Annotated in this window: 16 protein-coding genes and 1 pseudogene; 11 read left to right on the top strand and 6 right to left on the bottom strand. The window is 66.1% G+C overall.

From position 1 onward, the window contains the following. Positions 1 to 9: 9 nt before the first annotated feature. Positions 10 to 1,272, bottom strand: coding sequence for an ATP-binding protein (locus DVS29_RS28740; RefSeq protein WP_118183928.1), 1,263 nt, complete (start codon positions 1,270 to 1,272; stop codon positions 10 to 12). After that, positions 1,256 to 1,987, bottom strand: coding sequence for a response regulator (locus DVS29_RS28735; protein WP_118183927.1), 732 nt, complete (start codon positions 1,985 to 1,987; stop codon positions 1,256 to 1,258). Before DVS29_RS28735 ends, DVS29_RS28740 begins: the two co-directional genes overlap by 17 nt. Positions 1,988 to 2,354: 367 nt before the next feature. Between DVS29_RS28735 and DVS29_RS28730 the strand changes: the two genes are divergently transcribed. Beyond that, entirely contained in the window at positions 2,355 to 3,125 is a 771-nt protein-coding gene (locus tag DVS29_RS28730; RefSeq protein WP_118183926.1) for a hypothetical protein, read from the top strand. An 88-nt stretch (positions 3,126 to 3,213) separates the two neighbouring features. Here the strand turns inward: DVS29_RS28730 and DVS29_RS28725 are convergent, their stop codons facing one another. Further along, the gene (locus DVS29_RS28725) at positions 3,214 to 3,462 is read right to left on the bottom strand and encodes a hypothetical protein (protein ID WP_118183925.1); all 249 of its coding nucleotides are present in this window, start codon (positions 3,460 to 3,462) and stop codon (positions 3,214 to 3,216) included. A gap of 220 nt (positions 3,463 to 3,682) precedes the next feature. On the opposite strand from DVS29_RS28725, the gene DVS29_RS28720 reads away from it, so the two are divergent. From DVS29_RS28720 to flhC, 3 genes are all read left to right on the top strand, one after another. Next, a complete protein-coding gene (locus tag DVS29_RS28720) occupies positions 3,683 to 4,291 on the top strand; it encodes a hypothetical protein (RefSeq protein WP_118183924.1) in 609 nt (202 codons plus the stop codon). A gap of 620 nt (positions 4,292 to 4,911) precedes the next feature. Further along, positions 4,912 to 5,229: a flagellar transcriptional regulator FlhD gene (flhD, locus tag DVS29_RS28715; RefSeq protein WP_118183923.1), complete on the top strand. Its 318-nt coding sequence runs from the start codon at positions 4,912 to 4,914 to the stop codon at positions 5,227 to 5,229. Positions 5,230 to 5,246: 17 nt separating this feature from the next. Further along, positions 5,247 to 5,870: a flagellar transcriptional regulator FlhC gene (flhC, locus tag DVS29_RS28710; protein WP_420816175.1), complete on the top strand. Its 624-nt coding sequence runs from the start codon at positions 5,247 to 5,249 to the stop codon at positions 5,868 to 5,870. Positions 5,871 to 6,429: 559 nt separating this feature from the next. Here the strand turns inward: flhC and DVS29_RS28700 are convergent. After that, on the bottom strand, positions 6,430 to 7,317 hold the full coding sequence (locus DVS29_RS28700) for a glycosyltransferase family 9 protein (protein ID WP_118183922.1): 888 nt from the start codon (positions 7,315 to 7,317) through the stop codon (positions 6,430 to 6,432). Further along, positions 7,314 to 8,267 (bottom strand): glycosyltransferase family 9 protein, encoded by a 954-nt coding sequence (locus DVS29_RS28695; RefSeq protein ID WP_240655826.1) that lies wholly within the window; start codon positions 8,265 to 8,267, stop codon positions 7,314 to 7,316. Before DVS29_RS28695 ends, DVS29_RS28700 begins: the two co-directional genes overlap by 4 nt. A 285-nt stretch (positions 8,268 to 8,552) precedes the next feature. Here DVS29_RS28695 and DVS29_RS28690 point away from each other — a divergent pair, with 285 nt between their 5' ends. Continuing rightward, positions 8,553 to 9,446: a hypothetical protein gene (locus tag DVS29_RS28690; RefSeq protein WP_118183921.1), complete on the top strand. Its 894-nt coding sequence runs from the start codon at positions 8,553 to 8,555 to the stop codon at positions 9,444 to 9,446. A 51-nt stretch (positions 9,447 to 9,497) separates the two neighbouring features. Here the strand turns inward: DVS29_RS28690 and DVS29_RS28685 are convergent, their stop codons facing one another. Further along, positions 9,498 to 10,466: a LacI family DNA-binding transcriptional regulator gene (locus DVS29_RS28685; RefSeq protein WP_118183968.1), complete on the bottom strand. Its 969-nt coding sequence runs from the start codon at positions 10,464 to 10,466 to the stop codon at positions 9,498 to 9,500. A 241-nt stretch (positions 10,467 to 10,707) separates the two neighbouring features. On the opposite strand from DVS29_RS28685, the gene DVS29_RS28680 reads away from it, so the two are divergent. The 6 genes and pseudogenes from DVS29_RS28680 to DVS29_RS28655 form a co-directional block, all read left to right on the top strand. Continuing rightward, a complete protein-coding gene (locus tag DVS29_RS28680) occupies positions 10,708 to 12,261 on the top strand; it encodes a UxaA family hydrolase (RefSeq protein WP_118183920.1) in 1,554 nt (517 codons plus the stop codon). An 81-nt stretch (positions 12,262 to 12,342) separates the two neighbouring features. Then, entirely contained in the window at positions 12,343 to 13,680 is a 1,338-nt protein-coding gene (locus DVS29_RS28675; protein WP_118183919.1) for an MFS transporter, read from the top strand. Beyond that, a complete protein-coding gene (gene hpaI, locus DVS29_RS28670; protein WP_118183918.1) occupies positions 13,649 to 14,467 on the top strand; it encodes a 4-hydroxy-2-oxoheptanedioate aldolase in 819 nt (272 codons plus the stop codon). Before DVS29_RS28675 ends, hpaI begins: the two co-directional genes overlap by 32 nt. A gap of 62 nt (positions 14,468 to 14,529) precedes the next feature. Continuing rightward, positions 14,530 to 15,840: an MFS transporter gene (locus tag DVS29_RS28665; RefSeq protein WP_118183917.1), complete on the top strand. Its 1,311-nt coding sequence runs from the start codon at positions 14,530 to 14,532 to the stop codon at positions 15,838 to 15,840. A gap of 21 nt (positions 15,841 to 15,861) precedes the next feature. After that, a complete protein-coding gene (locus DVS29_RS28660) occupies positions 15,862 to 16,926 on the top strand; it encodes a cyclase family protein (RefSeq protein WP_118183916.1) in 1,065 nt (354 codons plus the stop codon). 32 nt (positions 16,927 to 16,958) lie between these two features. Further along, a pseudogene (locus DVS29_RS28655) lies at positions 16,959 to 17,069 on the top strand (isocitrate/isopropylmalate family dehydrogenase); the annotation flags it as partial.

The following is a 17,069-nucleotide window of genomic DNA, read 5'->3' as shown; positions in this document are numbered from 1 at the left end:
CGGTGTTCTTCAGCCGGCGGGGAAGCTCATCTCGACGGTGAGGCCGCCGTCGTTGCCGCCGTTGCCGCAATTGAACGCGGCGAACGAACCGCCGTTGTAGCGCACCAGCCGGCGCACGATCGCGAGGCCGAGGCCGCAGTGCGCGTCGCCGCTGCGCGCTTCGTCGAGCCGCACGAACGGTTGCAGCGCGCGTTCGAGCTGATCGGCCGGAATGCCACCGCCGTGATCGCGCACGCTCAGCACGTGCTCGGCGCCGCGCCGGAAGGTCGCGATTTCGACCGGCGGTTCGCCGTAAGTGAGCGCGTTCTCGATCAGGTTCTGCAGGATCCGGTCGAGATCGACGAGCGGCAGCGCGAAGCCGTCGTCCGCGCGCAGATCGAGCGCGATCAGCGCGTCGCCGCCGAGGCTGTCGCCATAGTGCCGGCGGCAATGCGCGTCGACCTGCACGCGCGGCGAACGGTCCGCGGATTCGCGCGCGAAATCGAGGAACTGCGTGACGATGCGCGACAGCGATTCGGCGTCGCGCAGAAAGCCCGCGCGGTTCGCCTCGTCGGGCAGCAGGTCGGCGCGCACCTGCATCCGCGTGATCGGCGCGCGCAGATCGTGCGCGACGCCCGCGAGCATCACCGCGCGTTCCTGCTCGGACTGTGCGAGCTCGTCGACCATCTGGTTGAAGTCGGCGATCAGCTCCTTGACCTCGCGTGGGCCGGCCGGTCGCACTTCGGGCACGCGCCGTCCGATGCGAAACTCGCGCGCCGCCAGCGCGAGCCGATGCAATGGCCGTTGCAGATGCCATGCGCCGACGAGCGCGATCGCAATCGCGAACGCGAGCATCAGCAAGCTCGCGCTGCGAAAACGCATCACGGGCACGGTCACGTTTTCCATCCGGATCCATTCCGGGTCGCCGGCATAGCGGATCCATAGCGAACCGGATTCGACGTCCGACACGATATGACTGCCGGGCGGCAGCTTCGGGCGCAGGTCATGCGTGAACGGCGTGGACGTGTCCGTGCACGGCGCGGGGCAACCCTGCGCGATCGCCTGGTTCGCAGGGATGTACGACAGGCCGAGCGTGGACGCGACGCGCAGCGCGGCCATTGCGCTGTCGTGCTTCGCGAGCTCGGCGAGCAGTACGTCGCGCTGCACGCGGGTCGTGTCGATCTGGCCGCGCTCCTGTTCGACGACGAAGATCGCGGTCAGGTTGACGAGCACGATCAGCCCGATGGTCATCGCCGACAGACGAAGGAACAGCGAATCAAACCGGATCTTCATCGTCGCCGCCGGGCACGAACATGTAGCCGACGCCGCGCATCGTCTGGATGCGGCGCGGATTCGCCGGGTCGCTTTCGAGCAGACGCCGCAGCCGCCAGACCGGTACGTCGATGCCGCGCTCGGTCACATCCGCGTGCGGGCCGTACAGCATGTCGACGAGCTTCGTGCGCGACAGCGTCTGCATCGGGTGGCGCGCAAACACTTCGAGCAACGCGTATTCGCTGCCCGTCAGCTTGACGAGTTCGTTGTCGCGATAGAGCGTGCGGCTTGCCAGCTCGAGCCGGAACGGACCGAACACGACGGTGTCGCGCCGTTCGTTTTGCGTTTCCGGTTCGCGCGTGCCATGCCGACGCAGCACCGCGTTGATGCGCGCGAGCAGTTCCTGCGGCATGAACGGCTTGCCGAGGTAGTCGTCGGCGCCGAGTTCGAGGCCGATCACGCGGTCGACGTCGTCGGCGCGCGCGGTCAGCATGATGACGGGAATCGTGTCGCCGCTCGCGCGCAGCGCGCGCAACGCGGTGAGGCCGTCGACGCCCGGCATCATCAGGTCGAGCACGATGATCGACGGCCGTTCGAGTTCGAGCCGGCGGGCCAGATGGTTGGCGTCGTGCAGCACCGACAGTTCGATGCCGCGTTGCTGGAAGAAGGTTCTCAACAGGTCGCGCAGGTCGGCGTCGTCGTCGACCAGCAGCACCTGGACGGGTGTGTCGGACATGGCAAAGGCCGCGTCGTGCGCGGCGGAAAAATGCGAAATGTGCGCTGGCTGCGGCGAACGAAGCCGCGGAGCAGGGCGCCCGACCCGACTATAGCGAATCCGTCCGCGGGGCCGGTTGCGGCGCCTTAGTGCGCCTTACAGTGTATTACTGCGATGCGCGGCGCCCGGTCTGCCCGGTTCGCGGCTGTCGTTCTCCTTGCCTCGGCGCGCATCGTCTCCGCAAGCCCTTGCGCATCCTTACCAAGCCTCAGGTTGCGGCTTCGCGTTCCGTTATCCACGCTGATAGCGCGTCGCCTCGCCGCGGGACGCGCATGCGCCGCGCGCGCATCCCGATGCGGTCGCCCGTCTCCGTCTGGAGTGCAACATCATGACCATCGATTCGATCAACCAGGCCGGTGCGTCCGTGCCGCCGTATGCTTCGTCATCGCAGGATTCGCCACTCGCGAAGTCGCCCTCCGCAAGCGATGCCGATACCGCCGACAGCAACAGCAGTCCCGATCCGCTGATGACCGCGTTGCAGCTGACGCTGTCGCAACTGGCGGGCGGCAACAGCGGCGACCCGGTGGTGCGCCATGTCGTGGCCGACGCGAACATTTCGCTGGAGTCGATACCGCGTTCGAAAAATCCGTCAGTGGGCGACGTCGAGACGACCGGCGCGCAACTGCTTGCCGCGCTGTATCGCGCGCTTGCGCTGCAGGAGAATGCGGCGGCTTCGAATGCAGCAGCTTCGCAGGAAGCGGAGGGTGATGGTGCGACGAATGTGTCGAGCACGACCGCCGCGTCGTCCGGTGGAAGCGTGGCTGCGTACACCGATCTCGCTTCGCGGATTGCGAGCCTTTCGGACGCGTCGCAAAGCGTGGCGAGCAGCGATGCCGCCAACGATACGTCGATGCCGTGGGACGATTTCGCCGACACTTCGCCGCCGCAGGACACGAACGCCGAGGCTTCCGCCGACAGCAGCGATCCGATGACCGCCGCATTGTCGAACCTGAACACGGCGCTGCAGGCTCATATCGCGGCGCTCAACCAGGACCCCGACGCGAGCGCGTCGTTGCCGGACGTGCTCGATGCGCTGAGCGGCAACACGGTCGGGCTCGCATGGCAGCCGGTGGGCGGCGTCGTCGATCTGACGGTGTGAAGCGCGCGTGAGTGCTCGATGAGCGCTAAATAAGTGCAACATGAGCGGCGGCCTCGCCATCCAGTGGCCAGGCCGTGCGCGTCACGGTTCAATGAAGTCGTTGCAGATTGCGGAAGTTGCCGGTCTGCACGTCGACCCACAATTGCGAGCCTTCCGTGTTGTGGCTGTAGACGAGTGCGCGGGTGTCGCGGTGGGTGCCGAGAAAGCCCATCAGCGCAGTCATCGTGTGCTTGCCGCGATAACGCAACGAGCGTGCGGCATCGCCGCTGCCGTTGACGATCACGATGGGATTGATGCGGACGAGCCGCGCGATCTGGTCAGGCGTCGCAGTGGTCATGGAGTCCTCATGTCGTGGGGCCTGGCCACGATATCGTCCGGTGCTCGCGGCGCTTGAGGGTCGGAAAGGCTCAGTAAGTGATCCCTCAAGTTTTTGGAAAATGTGCCGTTATGTGAGGTAAGGCACATAACGATTCTCAAACCTGTGCTGGCCAGATACACTGGCGCCGGCGTGACGTGCGGTCACGCTGCGACATCCACCCAACCAGCACACCGGCACGATGAAATCAGACGGATGGACGTGGGCAGCAGTCGTTTCGGTCGCGCTGCTTTCGGGCTGCGTGAGCAACCAGAAGCTGTCCGACGCGGCGCGCGAGCACCTGACCCAGGTCAAGAGCGCGTGTCTGCCGGAAGTCTCGTTCCCGACCGACGTCACCGCGCGCGACTTCGCGCATCGCGATGAACGCATGAGCGTGGCGGGCGAAATGGAAGCGCTGCGCAACGCCGGGCTCGTGAAGATGACGCCGCTCGTCGCGCGTGCCGGCGACCTGATGCAACCGGTGCGCCGTTACGAACTGAGCGATGCGGGCGCGAACTACTTCCGCGTGATCGGCCGCGAAACCACCACTGGCCAAACCGATGGTCAGTTCTGCTACGGTCGTTTCGCGCTCGACAAGGTGACGCGATCGGACCAGCCGGTCAAGATCGGCGGCCGCAAGATGGCCGCGTTCTACTACACCTACCGCATCGACGGACTGCCCGACTGGGCCACCCGTCCCGACATCCAGGCGGCGTTCCCGACGCTCGCGCAGATCGTCAATGGCGTCGGCAATGCCGAATGGCACTGGACGATGAACCTGACCGCCAACGGCTGGAAGCCGGCCATCTGATCTTTCCGGGTTCTCCGCATTTCCGCGGGTTGTCCGCAGTCTGCTGCGACTGTCCGCGGCTGTCCGCAATTTTCCTCGCGTTTTCCCCCGCGTTCTCCCCCACGTCTTCCTCGTTACACATTGGCTATCCGCGCGCCCTATCTCCCGAAATAGACGCTTATTCCCGTACTCATTACCAAGTCTTAATTCATTTCGCACGCGATTGCCGGATCGACAATAAAATCGCGAGCGAAATTGAATGCCGCATTTCGCTCGCCTTATCCATCGCTTTCCTGCGGCTGCCTTGCGGAAGGCGTCGGCAGCGGCGCGAGGCGGCCACCACGTAAGGCTTGGTAGGAATCCGGGCGCCGCGAGACATGGCTGATTCGCCCTGTTTTATCGGGCAAAACTACCTTGTGAGAGAGTGAAAGGATTAATTCGGTCAAATCGTTGTTTTAAGCCTCAATTCAAATTGAAAACCCCTTGCCCTGCGACTGGCCGCTCTCATACACTCTGCCCCAAGGTGTGACAAAGTGTAACTTCTGTATCAAATGCAGCGCACCGCGGCGGCTGGTCGCGGGAAGCACACATACGCACGGCGGAAAGCCGGCGCAACGCGGGGAAAGCGGAAGCTCAAGACCATGGATGTGCTCGACGTGCAGGACTCGATCCACGAAATCAATCTCTCGTATCTGATGCTCGCGCAACGCATGCTGCGCGAGGATCGGCCGGTCGGCATGTTCCGGCTCGGTCTGTCGCACGAGCTCGCGGATTTGCTGTCGAGCCTGTCGCTCGCGCAGATCTCGCGCATCGCGGCGACCGATCAGCTGCTGTGCGCGTTCCGCCTCGACGACCATCTGCTGCTGTCGGCGCTGACGCAACAGTCGAAGCAGATCGACATGTCGGCCACCCACACCGCGATCGTGCTGGCGGGCCAGCACGCGCAACAGTTCTCCTGAGCGAACAGGGTCACGTCATGGCCATCTCTTCGAAGAGTCTTCGTCACGAGGCGCAGGAAGTGCTGCGCGCGATCGAGCTGATCGAGCTCGGCGCGCGGATGCAGTTGCTCGAGAGCGAGCTGACGCTGTCGCGCGACCGCATGACGCGCCTGTACCGCGAAGTCAGAGGCGTGTCGCCGCCGAAAGGCCTGCTGCCGTTTTCGGCCGACTGGTACATGACGTGGCTGCCGAACATTCACGCGTCGCTGTTCTTCAACATCTACCGTTTTCTGCGCGACGAAGCAGGCTGCGTGCGTCTCGATGCGCTGACGAAGTCGTACCGGCTGTATCTCGACCACTGCGCGGCGCGCAACATGGAAGTCGTGCTGAGTCTCACGCGTGCGTGGACGCTCGTGCGTTTCTTCGATGCGGAGCTGTTGCAGCTGACGCCGTGCTGCCGCTGCGGCGGCAAGTTCATCGCGCACCGCCACGATCTGCAGCGCGACGTGGTGTGCGTCGCGTGCCAGCCGCCGGCGCGCGCGGGCAAGACCCGCAAGGACCCCGCCGCGCTGCCGGTCGTCGCCGTCGAGACGGTACCGGTTCACGAACCCGCGGAAGAGACCGCGGCCGCGTTGCAGGAGCCGGTGTTATCCGCGGCCTGATTTATGCAACGAGTGGAGCAGTAAGCGGCGAAGTCAGCGACGCATCGCTGCGTCGCTGAGCGCCGCGAACAAACGCATCAACCCGCATCAACCCGCTTGCGTCGCGTGCGGCACCGTCACCGCGCCCTGCGGACCGGGACCGCCGCCACCGCCACCGCCACCAGGGCCGCCACCGCCAGGACCTCCACCACCAGGGCCGCCAAATCCAGGCGGCGGACCCCACCAGCAACCGCCCAGGGTGCTGGCCAGCAGCACAGCCGCTGCAAGCATGCCAATTCGCTTCATCACTTCTCCCTACAGGTTGATCACATTCGTTCGATGACTTCGCGCGTGCGTTCCGCTTGTGCGCTCCGCTCGTGTGTTCGCTTCGAACCCGCGACGAACGACATCGACGGACGCACGTTAACAGCGGCGCGCTTCGCATGTGCAACCGCACGTAACAGCTGCAACGAGGCCTTCGCATAGCGGGGCACGCCGGCGCGCTTCGCGCGGCATCACGCGCCGCGCTGAAGCAACTCGATACCATTCGTAAGCACGGGTAAGCGGCTCAGGCTCAGGCTCAGGTCGTCTCGCCGAGCCGCAGACGCTCGAACGAGCGCAGCACGCTGCGCGCGGTCAGCGCGAGCTTCCAGTAGCGCTCTTTCAGGAAGCCGATCACGAAGACGTTGCGCGGCAGCACGATCGCGCCGCGTCCCCAGTTCGGCCGCCACGTGCGCGCAAGGCCGCGACGCATGAAGAGCGAGATGGTCGGCACGCCGAGCGCCGACGCGAGATGTCCGAGGCCCGAGTCGTTGCCGATGAACCAGCCCGACTCGGCGATCCACGCGGCGACTTCGCCCAGCCGTTCGAACGAGTGAAGACAGGGCGCGGCGTCGCGGTCGAGCAGCCATGCCGGCTTTTCCTCCGGCGCGACGAGGAAGGTCGGATGAAAGCCGCGCTCGATCAGCTTGCGCGCCAGTGCGACGAACTTCTTGCGCGGCCAGATCTTCTCGATGTGGCTGCCAGTCGGATGGATCGCGACGCGCCGTTCGTTCGCGCGAAAGCGGATGCCGGGCGGCACCGCGATGCCGTTTTCGCGCGTCACGTTCGCAAGCTCGAACACGTCGCGCGCGACGGCGACCATCATGTCGATCATGTGCCCATGCTTGCGGAATGGCTCCAGCGCAACCATCTCGCACAGTTCGCCGTGGGCGGCGAGCGCGGCGCCGCGCTCGGTGCGGCGCAACTCGATCACGAGATCGAAGTGCCCCTGCACGTCGGATTCGCGATAGACGTCGACGCCAGGAAACCAGTCGGCGAGTTCGGCGACCACCCAGCTCACGACCACCGGCCGGTAGCCGTTGCGGATCAGGTTGTTGACCACCACCATCATCAGCAGCGAATCGCCGATTGCGGCCGGCAGCATGACCGCGATCGATCCGGCGCGTTGCAGCGTCGCTTTCATCATTGCACCATCCACTCCGAGGCCGCGCCGTCGCTTTGCACGGCAGTGCGCGACCGTAGCGCATGGAACGACGCGAGCACGCGCCGCACCGTGATCGACTCGCGCCACCAGCGTTCCTTCAGCCCCGCGGTGGGCACCCACCACGGCGGATACACGATCGCGCCGGGCGCGAAGCCCGGCCGCCAGCGCTGCGCGATCCTGCGCCGGCGAAATACGGTGAGCGTCGGCACGCCGAGCGACGACGCGAGATGGCCGACGCCCGAGTCGTTGCCGATGAACCACGCCGATTCGTACAGCCACTCGGCGAGCGCGGCCGTCGACGCGAAGGTGCGCAGCGGCGGCGCGCCTGCATCGCGCGAGTCCCAGCGCGGCAGCTCGCGCGCGTCGAGCGCGAATTCCGCGCGCAGGCCCACCGTGCGCAGATGCCGCGCAAGCTCGACGAAGCGTTGCGGCGTCCAGCGTTTGTCCGCGGTACTGGCTTCGGGATGAACGGCCACGCGCGACGTATGGCGGCGCCCACGCAGGCTGGTGGGCGGACTGATGCCGTTCGACACGACCACGCTCGGCAGGCCGAAGCGCGTGGCGGCGAAGTCCGCGAAGCGTCGCGCCATGCAGTCGCCGTTCTTCGCGTACTCGACGTCGTGCAGATCGATGAAGCCGGGGTGCCAGCCGCGCAGATCGGCGAGGGGCCGGTCGCGGTGCATCTGCACGACGAACGGATAGCTGGCGAGCACGTGGCGTGCATCGCCGGGCATCAACGCCGGCGCGATCGTCAGATGCGGGAACCAGGCCGCGAGCGAATGCGCGTGGTCGCCGAATACGTTGACGCGCCAGCCGGCGAGCCACAGGTTGTGCGCGACGACGAGCAGATTCAGCGTGTCGCCGAGCGCCGGCGACATCACGAACGCGACGGTCCGAACGCGGTCGGCGCCGCTTGCGGTTGGGATCTTCATGTGGGCCGAGGTGGCCGGTTGGGTCTCGTCGCGCGCCATACGGGCGATGCAGTCTGAACTGGTTTGCCGCGCATGGTGCCATAGGCATTGCTACGGCAGATTGCCGTTCTCTTGCGACGTATTTCGGGCGTGTGTCCGCGCTCTGCGGCGCGAGGAGCCATACAGGCGGGTGTGCGGCAGCTACGCGGGAGGGGTGTCGTAATCTGCGGTAAGCGTCGGCACCCGTTCGGGGCATGCGCTTTCGTGCACCATGTGCCGGTTTTCGTTCAGCGGACCCCGTTGCCCATGCAGGTCGTCATCTGTCTGACTTCGTTCAATCGCACCGATTGCGCGCGCATCTCGATGGAGATCGTCAAGCTGAACTGGGCGCATAAGTGGCCGGTCGTGCACGCGTGCGCGGATCCCGGCTATACGCGCTATATCGAGGACGTGCTGGTGCGGCGCGAACCCAGGCCGCTCACGCGCGGCGCGCTCGATCTGCTGGTGGCGTCGATGCAGGGCGCCGTCGACGCATTTCAGGCGGATTACGTGATCCATCTCGAAGCCGACACCTGGGTGTTCGACCAGAACGTGCTGCTGCGTTACATCGAGCGGCTCGAGCAGGACCCCGCCGCGTTGATTGCCGCGTCGTCGTGGAGCACGGACCGCCTGCCGGAATGGCGTCGCTCGCCGGAACTTCGCAGGCGTCTGCGCGCGCGGCTCGCGACCGTGCTGCGGCCGCTTGGCGTGCGCTACGGCATTCGCGAGCGCAAGTCGATCTCGACGCAGTTCTTCATCGCGAAGTGCACGCCTGAGCTGCTGCGGACGGTGTCGTCGCTGGAAGTGGAGGACGACGCGTTTCTGGAGAAGGTGCTGTATCGCGCGGTGGTGGAGCGGTTTGGACGCCGGGCGGTGATCGACATGCCCGAGCGCGAGCCGGTGCATCCGCGTTATCGCAACTCGTGCGATGCGCTGAGCCTCGTGTGCCATCACTGGCCGAGCGCCGCGGAAGCGCCGTCCATGCAGGATCATCCGCAACTCGAGGCTACCGATTGCCTGCGCGGCAAGAAAGAGTGTCTGGAGCGCGCGAAGCTGCACACGCACGGGCCGCACATGACGCGCCTTCTGACGAGCCCCGATCTCAGCTATTACAACGGCAACGCGGCGCGCGGCGTCGGGTCCGCGCTTTCGCACGGATAGCGCGGCTAATACGGCCAGCCCGCGCGTGGGCCGACGTCGGCGTCGCGCCGCTTACGCGGAGCCGCGTTCGATCAGCGTGAAGCCGACGTCCACCTTGCGCTGCTTCTGCGCGCCGGTTTCGATCTTCGCGATCAGCATCGACGCGGCGAGCTTGCCGATGCGCGTGCCGTCGATGCGGATCGTCGTCAGCGGCGGGTCGGTGTCGCCGGCGAAATTCTGGTCGCCGTAGCCGATCACTTTCATCCGCGTCGGCACGTCGACCTTGCGGTAACGCGCTTCCATCAGCACGCCCAGCGCCATGATGTCGGCGCCGCAGAACACCGCATCGATCGACGGATGATCGTCGAGCAGACGCGCGAGCGCGCGCCGGCCGTCGCCGAGATTGGCGGGGGACGCCACCGACATGACCGGGATGCTCCAGCCGCCCTCGAACGCATCGATGAACGCATCCGCGCGCAGCTTCGCACGGCGGTCGCCCGGCGTGACGATTGCCGGACGCTGTGCGCCGCGTTCGCGCAGATAGCGCGCCGCCGCTTCGCCCACCTGTTGATGCGAGAAGCCGATCAGCATGTCGAGCGGCGAGCGCGTGATGTCCCATGTCTCCACGACGGGTATGCCCGCCGCGCGCAGCTTCTGCCGCGACGCCTCCGAATGCACGACGCCTGTCAGCACGATACCCGCCGGCCGCCGGCCGATGATCGCGTCGAGCAGCGCCTCCTCGCGCGATTCGTCGTAGCCGCTTTGCCCGAGCAGCAGCTGGTAGCCCGCCGCCGCGAGTTCGGCGGTCAGCGCCGCGACCGTTTCCTGGAACACGCTGCCCGCCATCGCGGGAATCAGCGCGACCACGAGGCGGCTGCGGTTCGATGCGAGCGATCCCGCGATCAGGTCGGGCGTGTAGCCGGTCTGCCGCACGGCCTCGCGAACCCGTTCGAGCGTTTCGCTCGACACGAGCTCGGGGCTGTTGAGCGCGCGCGATACCGTGACTTTCGTCACCCCGGTCAGCCTGGCCAGATCGCTCAGCGTGACGCGGCCGGTACTGCGGCGGGCGCGCCGCGGAACGCCGGCGGCGGCCGGCAGGTCGAGTTCTGTCGAAGTTTTGGTCACGGCGGCGGCGGTTCCTGTCGGCGCAAAGAGTGCTGGCAATTATCCCAAAAGCGTACTACGATGGCACACATGTTACCGGTTACATATACCGGTAACATAAGTTCCAGAACAAACCGGCTGCGCGACCCCACCGCCGCGGCCCGTGGAGACACGCCGAATGTTGCAGGCCAATTCCTTCGAAGCCGCAAGCGGGCAGCTGCTCCGGCTCAACCCGCGTGACAACGTGCTGATCGCGCGCGAAGCGCTCACCATCGGCCAGCAGGTGTCGGTCGGCGGCAGCACGGTGCGGCTGCGCGCGCAGGTCGCGGCGGGTCACAAGGTCGCGGCCGCGCGCATCGCGGCCGGCGAACCGGTCCGCAAATACGACACCGTGATCGGCGTGGCCGCGCGCGACATCGAAGCGGGCGAGCACGTCCACACCCACAACATCACCCTCGTCGATTTCGAGCGCGATCCCGGCTTCGGTCTCGACGTGAAGCCGGTCGACTACGTGCCCGAGGCGCAGCGCGCTACCTTCAACGGCATCGTGCGGCCCGATGGCCGCGTCGCGACGCGCAACTTCATCGGCATTCTCGCGTCGGTCAACTGTTCGTCCACCGTGATCCGCCATATCGCCGACTGGTTCACGCCGGAACGCCTGCGCGCGTATCCGAACGTGGATGGCGTGGTGGCCTTCGCGCAGACGAGCGGTTGCGGCATGTCGTCGCCGAGCGAGCATTTCGATGTGCTGCGCCGCACACTCGCCGGTTATGCGCGGCATCCGAACCTGGCCGGCGTGCTGATCGTCGGGCTCGGCTGCGAGCGCAATCAGGTCGCCGATCTGCTCGATTCGCAAGGACTCAAGACCGGCAAGTCGGTGCATGCGCTCGTGATGCAGAACGAAGGCGGCACCCGCGCGACCATCGCAGCGGGCATCGCCGCGATCCAGCAGATGCTGCCCGCCGCGAACGACGTCGCGCGCACGCCGGTGCCCGTCAGTCATCTGAAGATCGGCCTCGAATGCGGCGGCTCGGACGGCTTCTCGGGCATCACCGCGAACCCGGCGCTCGGTGCCGCGATGGACCTGCTGGTGCGTCATGGCGGCACCGCGATCCTGTCGGAAACACCTGAAATTCATGGTGTCGAATACATGCTGACGCGCCGCGCGGTCACGCCGGAAGTGGGCCAGAAACTGCTCGACCGGCTCGCGTGGTGGGAGCGCTATACGCGCGGCCACAACGGCCAGTTCAATGGCGTGGTCGGGCCGGGCAACCAGCAGGGCGGCCTTGCGAACATCTTCGAGAAGTCGCTCGGCTCCGCGATGAAGGGCGGCACCACGCCGTTGCAGGCGGTGTACGAATACGCCGAACCGATCGATCGCGCGGGCTTCGTGTTCATGGATTCGCCGGGCTACGATCCGGTCGCGGTCACCGGGCAGATCGCGAGCGGCGCGAACCTGATCTGCTTCACGACCGGACGCGGCTCGATGTTCGGCTCGAAGCCCGCGCCGACGCTAAAGCTTGCGAGCAACACGCCGATGTTCGCGCGGCTCGAAGAAGACATGGACATCAACTGCGGGCTCGTGCTGGACGGCGAACGGTCGATCGAAGCGATGGGGCAGGACATCTTCGATTGCATCGTGCGCGCGGCATCGGGCGAACGCACGAAGAGCGAACTGCTGGGCCTCGGCGACAACGAATTCGTGCCCTGGCACATGGGTATCGTGAGCTGACCACGTTGCTGCATCTCGCAGCGTCGGCTCATGATGCGAACGTAGCGCACACCATAAATAAACGGACATTGGAGACAACGGATGCATAGCGCACAAGGACGAGGCCGCTCGAACGTGCGATGGTGGGTCGCCGGGCTGATGTGGTCGGCGATCGCGATCAACTATATCGATCGCACGGTGCTGTCCGCCGCTGCGCCGCGGATCCAGTCGGAGTTTCATCTGGGTGCGGTCGAGATGGGCGTCGTGATGTCGGCGTTCTTCTGGTCGTATGCGCTGCTGCAGTTGCCAGCCGGCATGCTTGCCGACCGCTTCGGGCAGAAGAAGGTGCTGGGTTTCGCAGTGTTCTGGTGGTCGCTCGCAACGGCGGCAACGGGCATTGCGAACGGGTTTCGCTCGCTCGTGGCGTTGCGCGTCGCGCTCGGCGTCGGCGAGGCCGGCGCCTATCCGAGCAACGCGGGCATCGCGACGCGCTGGTTTCCGCGCGAAGAACGCGCGACGGTAGCGGGTATTTTCGATAGCGGCTCGAAGCTCGGCGGAGCGATCGCGTTGCCGCTGATCGCATGGATGCTCGCGGCCTTCGACTGGAAGCTCACGTTCGTGCTCACCGGGCTGCTAGGCATCGTGTGGTTCGTCGTGTGGCAACTGAGCTTTACCGATTCGCCGGCCAGGCATCCGCGCGTCAGCGCGAGCGAACTCGCGCACATCGAACGCGGACGGACTGCGCAGTCCGCGGCCGATGCGGCTCGGCCCGACTGGCGCCGGCTGCTCGCCCATCGCAACATCTGGGCGATGTGCATCGGCTTCTTCATGATCAACTACAACTCGTATTTCTTCATCACGTGGCTGCCGACTTACCTGATCAAGGCGCGCGGTCTCACGGTGATGGAGATGGGCTGGATGGCGTCGCTGCCGCTGCTCGCTTCGATCGTCGTCGAGGTGCTGGCGGGCTGGGCGTCGGATCGCGTGTATGCATCCGGCCGGCTGTCGCTGACCGCGACGCGCAAGTTGTTTCTCGTGATCGGCCTCTTGATGGCGTCGAGCATCGGGCTCGCCGCGTTCGCGCATTCGGCGGCGATGGCGGTGCTGCTGCTGTGCATCGCGAAGTCGGGCACGACCGTCGCGGCGTCACAGGTGTGGGCGCTGCCGGGCGACGTTGCGCCGCCGAACGCGGTATCGATGGTGGCCGGCGTGCAGAACACGGTATCGAACATCGGCGGCGTGATCGGCCCCATCGTCACAGGCGCGATCGTCGGTGCGACGGGTTCGTTCGTGCCCGCGCTCGTCTTTTCGTCGGTGCTGATCGGCATCGCGATTCTCAACTACCTGTTCCTCCTCGGCAAGGTCGAACCGATCCGGTTCGACGGCCGTCCAGCGGAGTCCCTTGTTCATGAGCAACGAAATGCCGACGTCAGTCCCTGAAGCCGTGTCTCAATCCATCAACCCGTTCAAGGCCGCGCTCGCGGCGCGCCGCAAGCAGATCGGCTTCTGGCTCTCGATGGCGGATGCCTATCTCGCCGAAGTGAGCGCGACCGCGGGCTTCGACTGGCTGCTGATCGACAACGAACACGCGCCGAACGACGTGCGCACCACGCTCGCGCAGCTGCAGGCGGTGGCGCCGTACGGTGCGGAGCCGGTGGTGCGCCCGGTGACGGGCGACCCGGCGCTGCTCAAGCGCCTGCTCGACATCGGCGCGCGCAATCTGCTGGTGCCGATGGTCGATACCGCGGAACAGGCGCGCGCGCTGGTTGCGGCCGTGCGCTATCCGCCGCACGGTATTCGCGGCGTGGGCAGCGCGGTCGGGCGCGCGTCGCGCTGGAGTTCGCGCACCGACTACCTCGATATTGCCGATAGCGAAGTCTGCCTGCTGGTGCAGGCGGAGACCGCCACGGCGCTCGGCAATCTCGACGCGATCTGCGCGGTGGATGGCGTGGACGGCGTGTTCATCGGGCCCGCGGATCTTGCCGCGTCGATGGGACATCGCGGCAAGCCCGCGCATCCAGACGTGCAGCAGGCGATCGATGGCGCGATCTGCACGATCGTCGCGTCGGGCAAAGCGGCCGGCACGCTGACGTCGGATCCGGCGCTCGCACGGCACTATCTCGAACTCGGCTGCACCTACGTCGCGACGGGCGTCGACATCCTGATGTTCGCGAACGCGGCGCGCAAACTGGCGCGCGATTTCGCGGACGTTCGCATGCCAGCCTGAGGTAAGCGCTTCATGCGGTATGCACCCGGCGCACAGTCGGATAACGATGATGGAGACAGGATATGCAGGATAACGAAATGATGGCCGATGCGCTCGACGCAGCGCCAACGACAGGCTCGCCACTGAGCGAACTGCGCAAACACTGGCGGATCATCTTCGCGGCGACCGCGGGCTGGGCACTCGATGCGTTCGACTTCACGATCCTGCTGTTCCTGATTCCGCATCTCGGCAAGGTGTTCAACGTCGGGCTGCCGGCGATGGCGCTGGTCGTCACCGCCACCGGCTTCGCGAAGATCGCGGGCACGATCGGCTGGGGGCTCGCCGCGGACCGCTTCGGCCGCAAGCTCGCATTCATGGCCGCCGTGCTGTGGTTCTCGTGCGCCGCGGGGTTGAGCGGGCTCGCATGGAGCTACGGCTCGTTCATGGTGATGCGCATCCTGTTCGGCGCGGGTTTCGGCGGCGAATGGACGGCCTCCGTGTCGCTGCTGATGGAAACGGTGCCCGCGAAGGCGCGGCCGCTCGCGTCCGGCATCATGGTGGCCGGCTACGAATTCGGCTACATGCTCGCCGCGCTCGCGTTCCACTTCATCTTTCCGGTCACGGGCTGGCGCTGGATGTTCTTCCTCGGCGTGCTGCCGGCGCTGCTCACGTTGTTCATGCGTCGCGGCATCGCTGAATCGCCGGACTGGACGCGCGAGCAGCAGATGCATACGAAACGCAGCGCGCGCGACGTGTTCGTGTTCAATCCCGCCGTCGTGCAGGCGTGGCTCTTCTCCGCGGCGATCAACTTCATGCTGTGGGCCGTACAGGTGCTGTATCCGACCTTCCTGTTGACCATCCAGCACCTCGATTCGAGCCAGATCTTCCCGTTCGTGGTCGCGTACTCGGTCGGCTCGGTGATCGGCAAGCCGCTCTCCGGTTATGCGGCGAGCCGCATCGGCGAACGCCGCACGATCATCTCGTTCCTGTGTGTCGTGATTCCGTCGACGGCGCTCTACACGATGGTGTCGAGCCACTTCCTGTTAGGAGTCGGCGCGTTCTGCATGGGCATGTTCGCGAACGGGCTGTTCGGCATCATGCCGTTGTACCAGTCGCGCCGCTTTCCTGTGGAAGGACGCGCGACGGGTATCGGCATCAGCTACGCGATGACGGCCGTGAGCGTGGTCGCGCCGTATGCGATCGCGCTGGTGACGCCGTCGCTCGGTCTGAAATTCGGCATGGCGTCGTTCATCGCGGGCGGCGCGCTGCTGTTGATCGCGATCAGCGTGTTCGACACGTCGCGCTGGATGCCGCGCGGCGAATCGAGCGACGGCGAGACCGAGCGCAATACGGACGAGCACGCGCTGATGGCGGTCGGCAATGCAACGCGCTGAGCCTGCACGAGGAAGCACGCGATGAGCACGGCCAATGCCACTGAGAACCGCCGCTGGACACGGCGCCCCGACGATTCGACCTGGGGTGACTTCGGCCACGACGATCAACTCGGCCGGCTCAATCTGCTGACGCCGCGCAAGGTGCTGCAAGGCATGCTCGAAGTGCGCGAGGGCCGCACGTTCTGCCTGAGCCTGCCGCTCGACTACCCCGGCGGTACCGCGATGAATCCGCGCCGTCAGCCGCCGCGGCTCGCGCCGACGATGCGCGGCGACAAGCCGAACATGACGTACCCGCTGTCGCGCGACGATGCGCGTCTGACCGACGTGACCTGCGACGACACCGTGCACTTGACGCTGCAGTATTCGACGCAATGGGATAGCCTCGCGCACATGGGGCAGTGGTTCGACGCAAGCGGTACGGGCAATCCGGAAATGCTGTTCTACAACGGTTTTCGTGCGGGCGAAGACGTGGTGGGTCCGCTCGATTACCGTCAGCCGGGCGAGCCGTCAACGCATCGTGCACCGCGCGCGGAGAAGCTCGGCATCGAGAACATGGCGGTGACCTGCGTGCAGGGCCGCGGCGTGATGATCGACCTGAAGCGGCAGTTCGGCACCGCGCAGCTCGCGGTCGGCTATCGCGAGCTGAAGGAAGCGATGGACGCGCAGCAGGTCGTCGTCGAGCCCGGCGACATGGTGTGCCTGCGCACGGGCGTGGACGAAGCGCTGCTCGAGATGCGCGGCGCGCCCGACATGACGCGCCTGCAAGGGCGTTTCGCCGCGCTCGATGGCCGCGACGAACCGCTGCGCCGATGGATCGTGGAATCCGGAATCGTTGCGCTGATCGCCGACAACGCGGCGGTCGAAATGCTGCCCGCTGCACCTACGACGAACGAGCGCTACGCGTCGCATCCGTTGCACGATCTCTGCCTGTTCCGGCTCGGCGTGTATCTCGGCGAACTGTGGCACCTGAGCGAACTCGCGGACTGGCTCGGCGAGCATGGCCGAAACAGCTTTCTGCTGACGGCGCCGCCATTGCGTCTGCCGGGCGCGGTCGGATCGCCGGTGACGCCGGTCGCGACGGTTTGACCCAACGAATACCCCTCTCCAAGGAATTGACCATGACATCGAAGACCTACCGCATTGCCGTCATCCCCGGCGACGGCATCGGCACGGAAGTGATGCCCGAAGGCGTGCGCGTGCTCGACGCCGCGTGCAAGCGCTTTGGCATC

This window comes from Paraburkholderia phosphatilytica, assembly GCF_003443895.1.
Taxonomy (GTDB): domain Bacteria; phylum Pseudomonadota; class Gammaproteobacteria; order Burkholderiales; family Burkholderiaceae; genus Paraburkholderia; species Paraburkholderia phosphatilytica.
This window is presented reverse-complemented; position numbering and strand designations above follow the sequence as displayed.

Coding starts and splice junctions, on each gene's coding strand:
- DVS29_RS28725 (WP_118183925.1), bottom strand. CDS start 3,462: ATGACCACTGCGACGCCTGACCAGATCGCGCGGCTCGTCCGCATCAAT.
- DVS29_RS28665 (WP_118183917.1), top strand. CDS start 14,530: ATGCAGGATAACGAAATGATGGCCGATGCGCTCGACGCAGCGCCAACG.
- DVS29_RS28695 (WP_240655826.1), bottom strand. CDS start 8,267: ATGAAGATCCCAACCGCAAGCGGCGCCGACCGCGTTCGGACCGTCGCG.
- DVS29_RS28730 (WP_118183926.1), top strand. CDS start 2,355: ATGACCATCGATTCGATCAACCAGGCCGGTGCGTCCGTGCCGCCGTAT.
- flhC (WP_420816175.1), top strand. CDS start 5,247: ATGGCCATCTCTTCGAAGAGTCTTCGTCACGAGGCGCAGGAAGTGCTG.
- DVS29_RS28700 (WP_118183922.1), bottom strand. CDS start 7,317: ATGATGAAAGCGACGCTGCAACGCGCCGGATCGATCGCGGTCATGCTG.
- hpaI (WP_118183918.1), top strand. CDS start 13,649: ATGAGCAACGAAATGCCGACGTCAGTCCCTGAAGCCGTGTCTCAATCC.
- DVS29_RS28720 (WP_118183924.1), top strand. CDS start 3,683: ATGAAATCAGACGGATGGACGTGGGCAGCAGTCGTTTCGGTCGCGCTG.
- DVS29_RS28660 (WP_118183916.1), top strand. CDS start 15,862: ATGAGCACGGCCAATGCCACTGAGAACCGCCGCTGGACACGGCGCCCC.
- flhD (WP_118183923.1), top strand. CDS start 4,912: ATGGATGTGCTCGACGTGCAGGACTCGATCCACGAAATCAATCTCTCG.
- DVS29_RS28735 (WP_118183927.1), bottom strand. CDS start 1,987: ATGTCCGACACACCCGTCCAGGTGCTGCTGGTCGACGACGACGCCGAC.
- DVS29_RS28690 (WP_118183921.1), top strand. CDS start 8,553: ATGCAGGTCGTCATCTGTCTGACTTCGTTCAATCGCACCGATTGCGCG.
- DVS29_RS28740 (WP_118183928.1), bottom strand. CDS start 1,272: ATGAAGATCCGGTTTGATTCGCTGTTCCTTCGTCTGTCGGCGATGACC.
- DVS29_RS28675 (WP_118183919.1), top strand. CDS start 12,343: ATGCATAGCGCACAAGGACGAGGCCGCTCGAACGTGCGATGGTGGGTC.
- DVS29_RS28680 (WP_118183920.1), top strand. CDS start 10,708: ATGTTGCAGGCCAATTCCTTCGAAGCCGCAAGCGGGCAGCTGCTCCGG.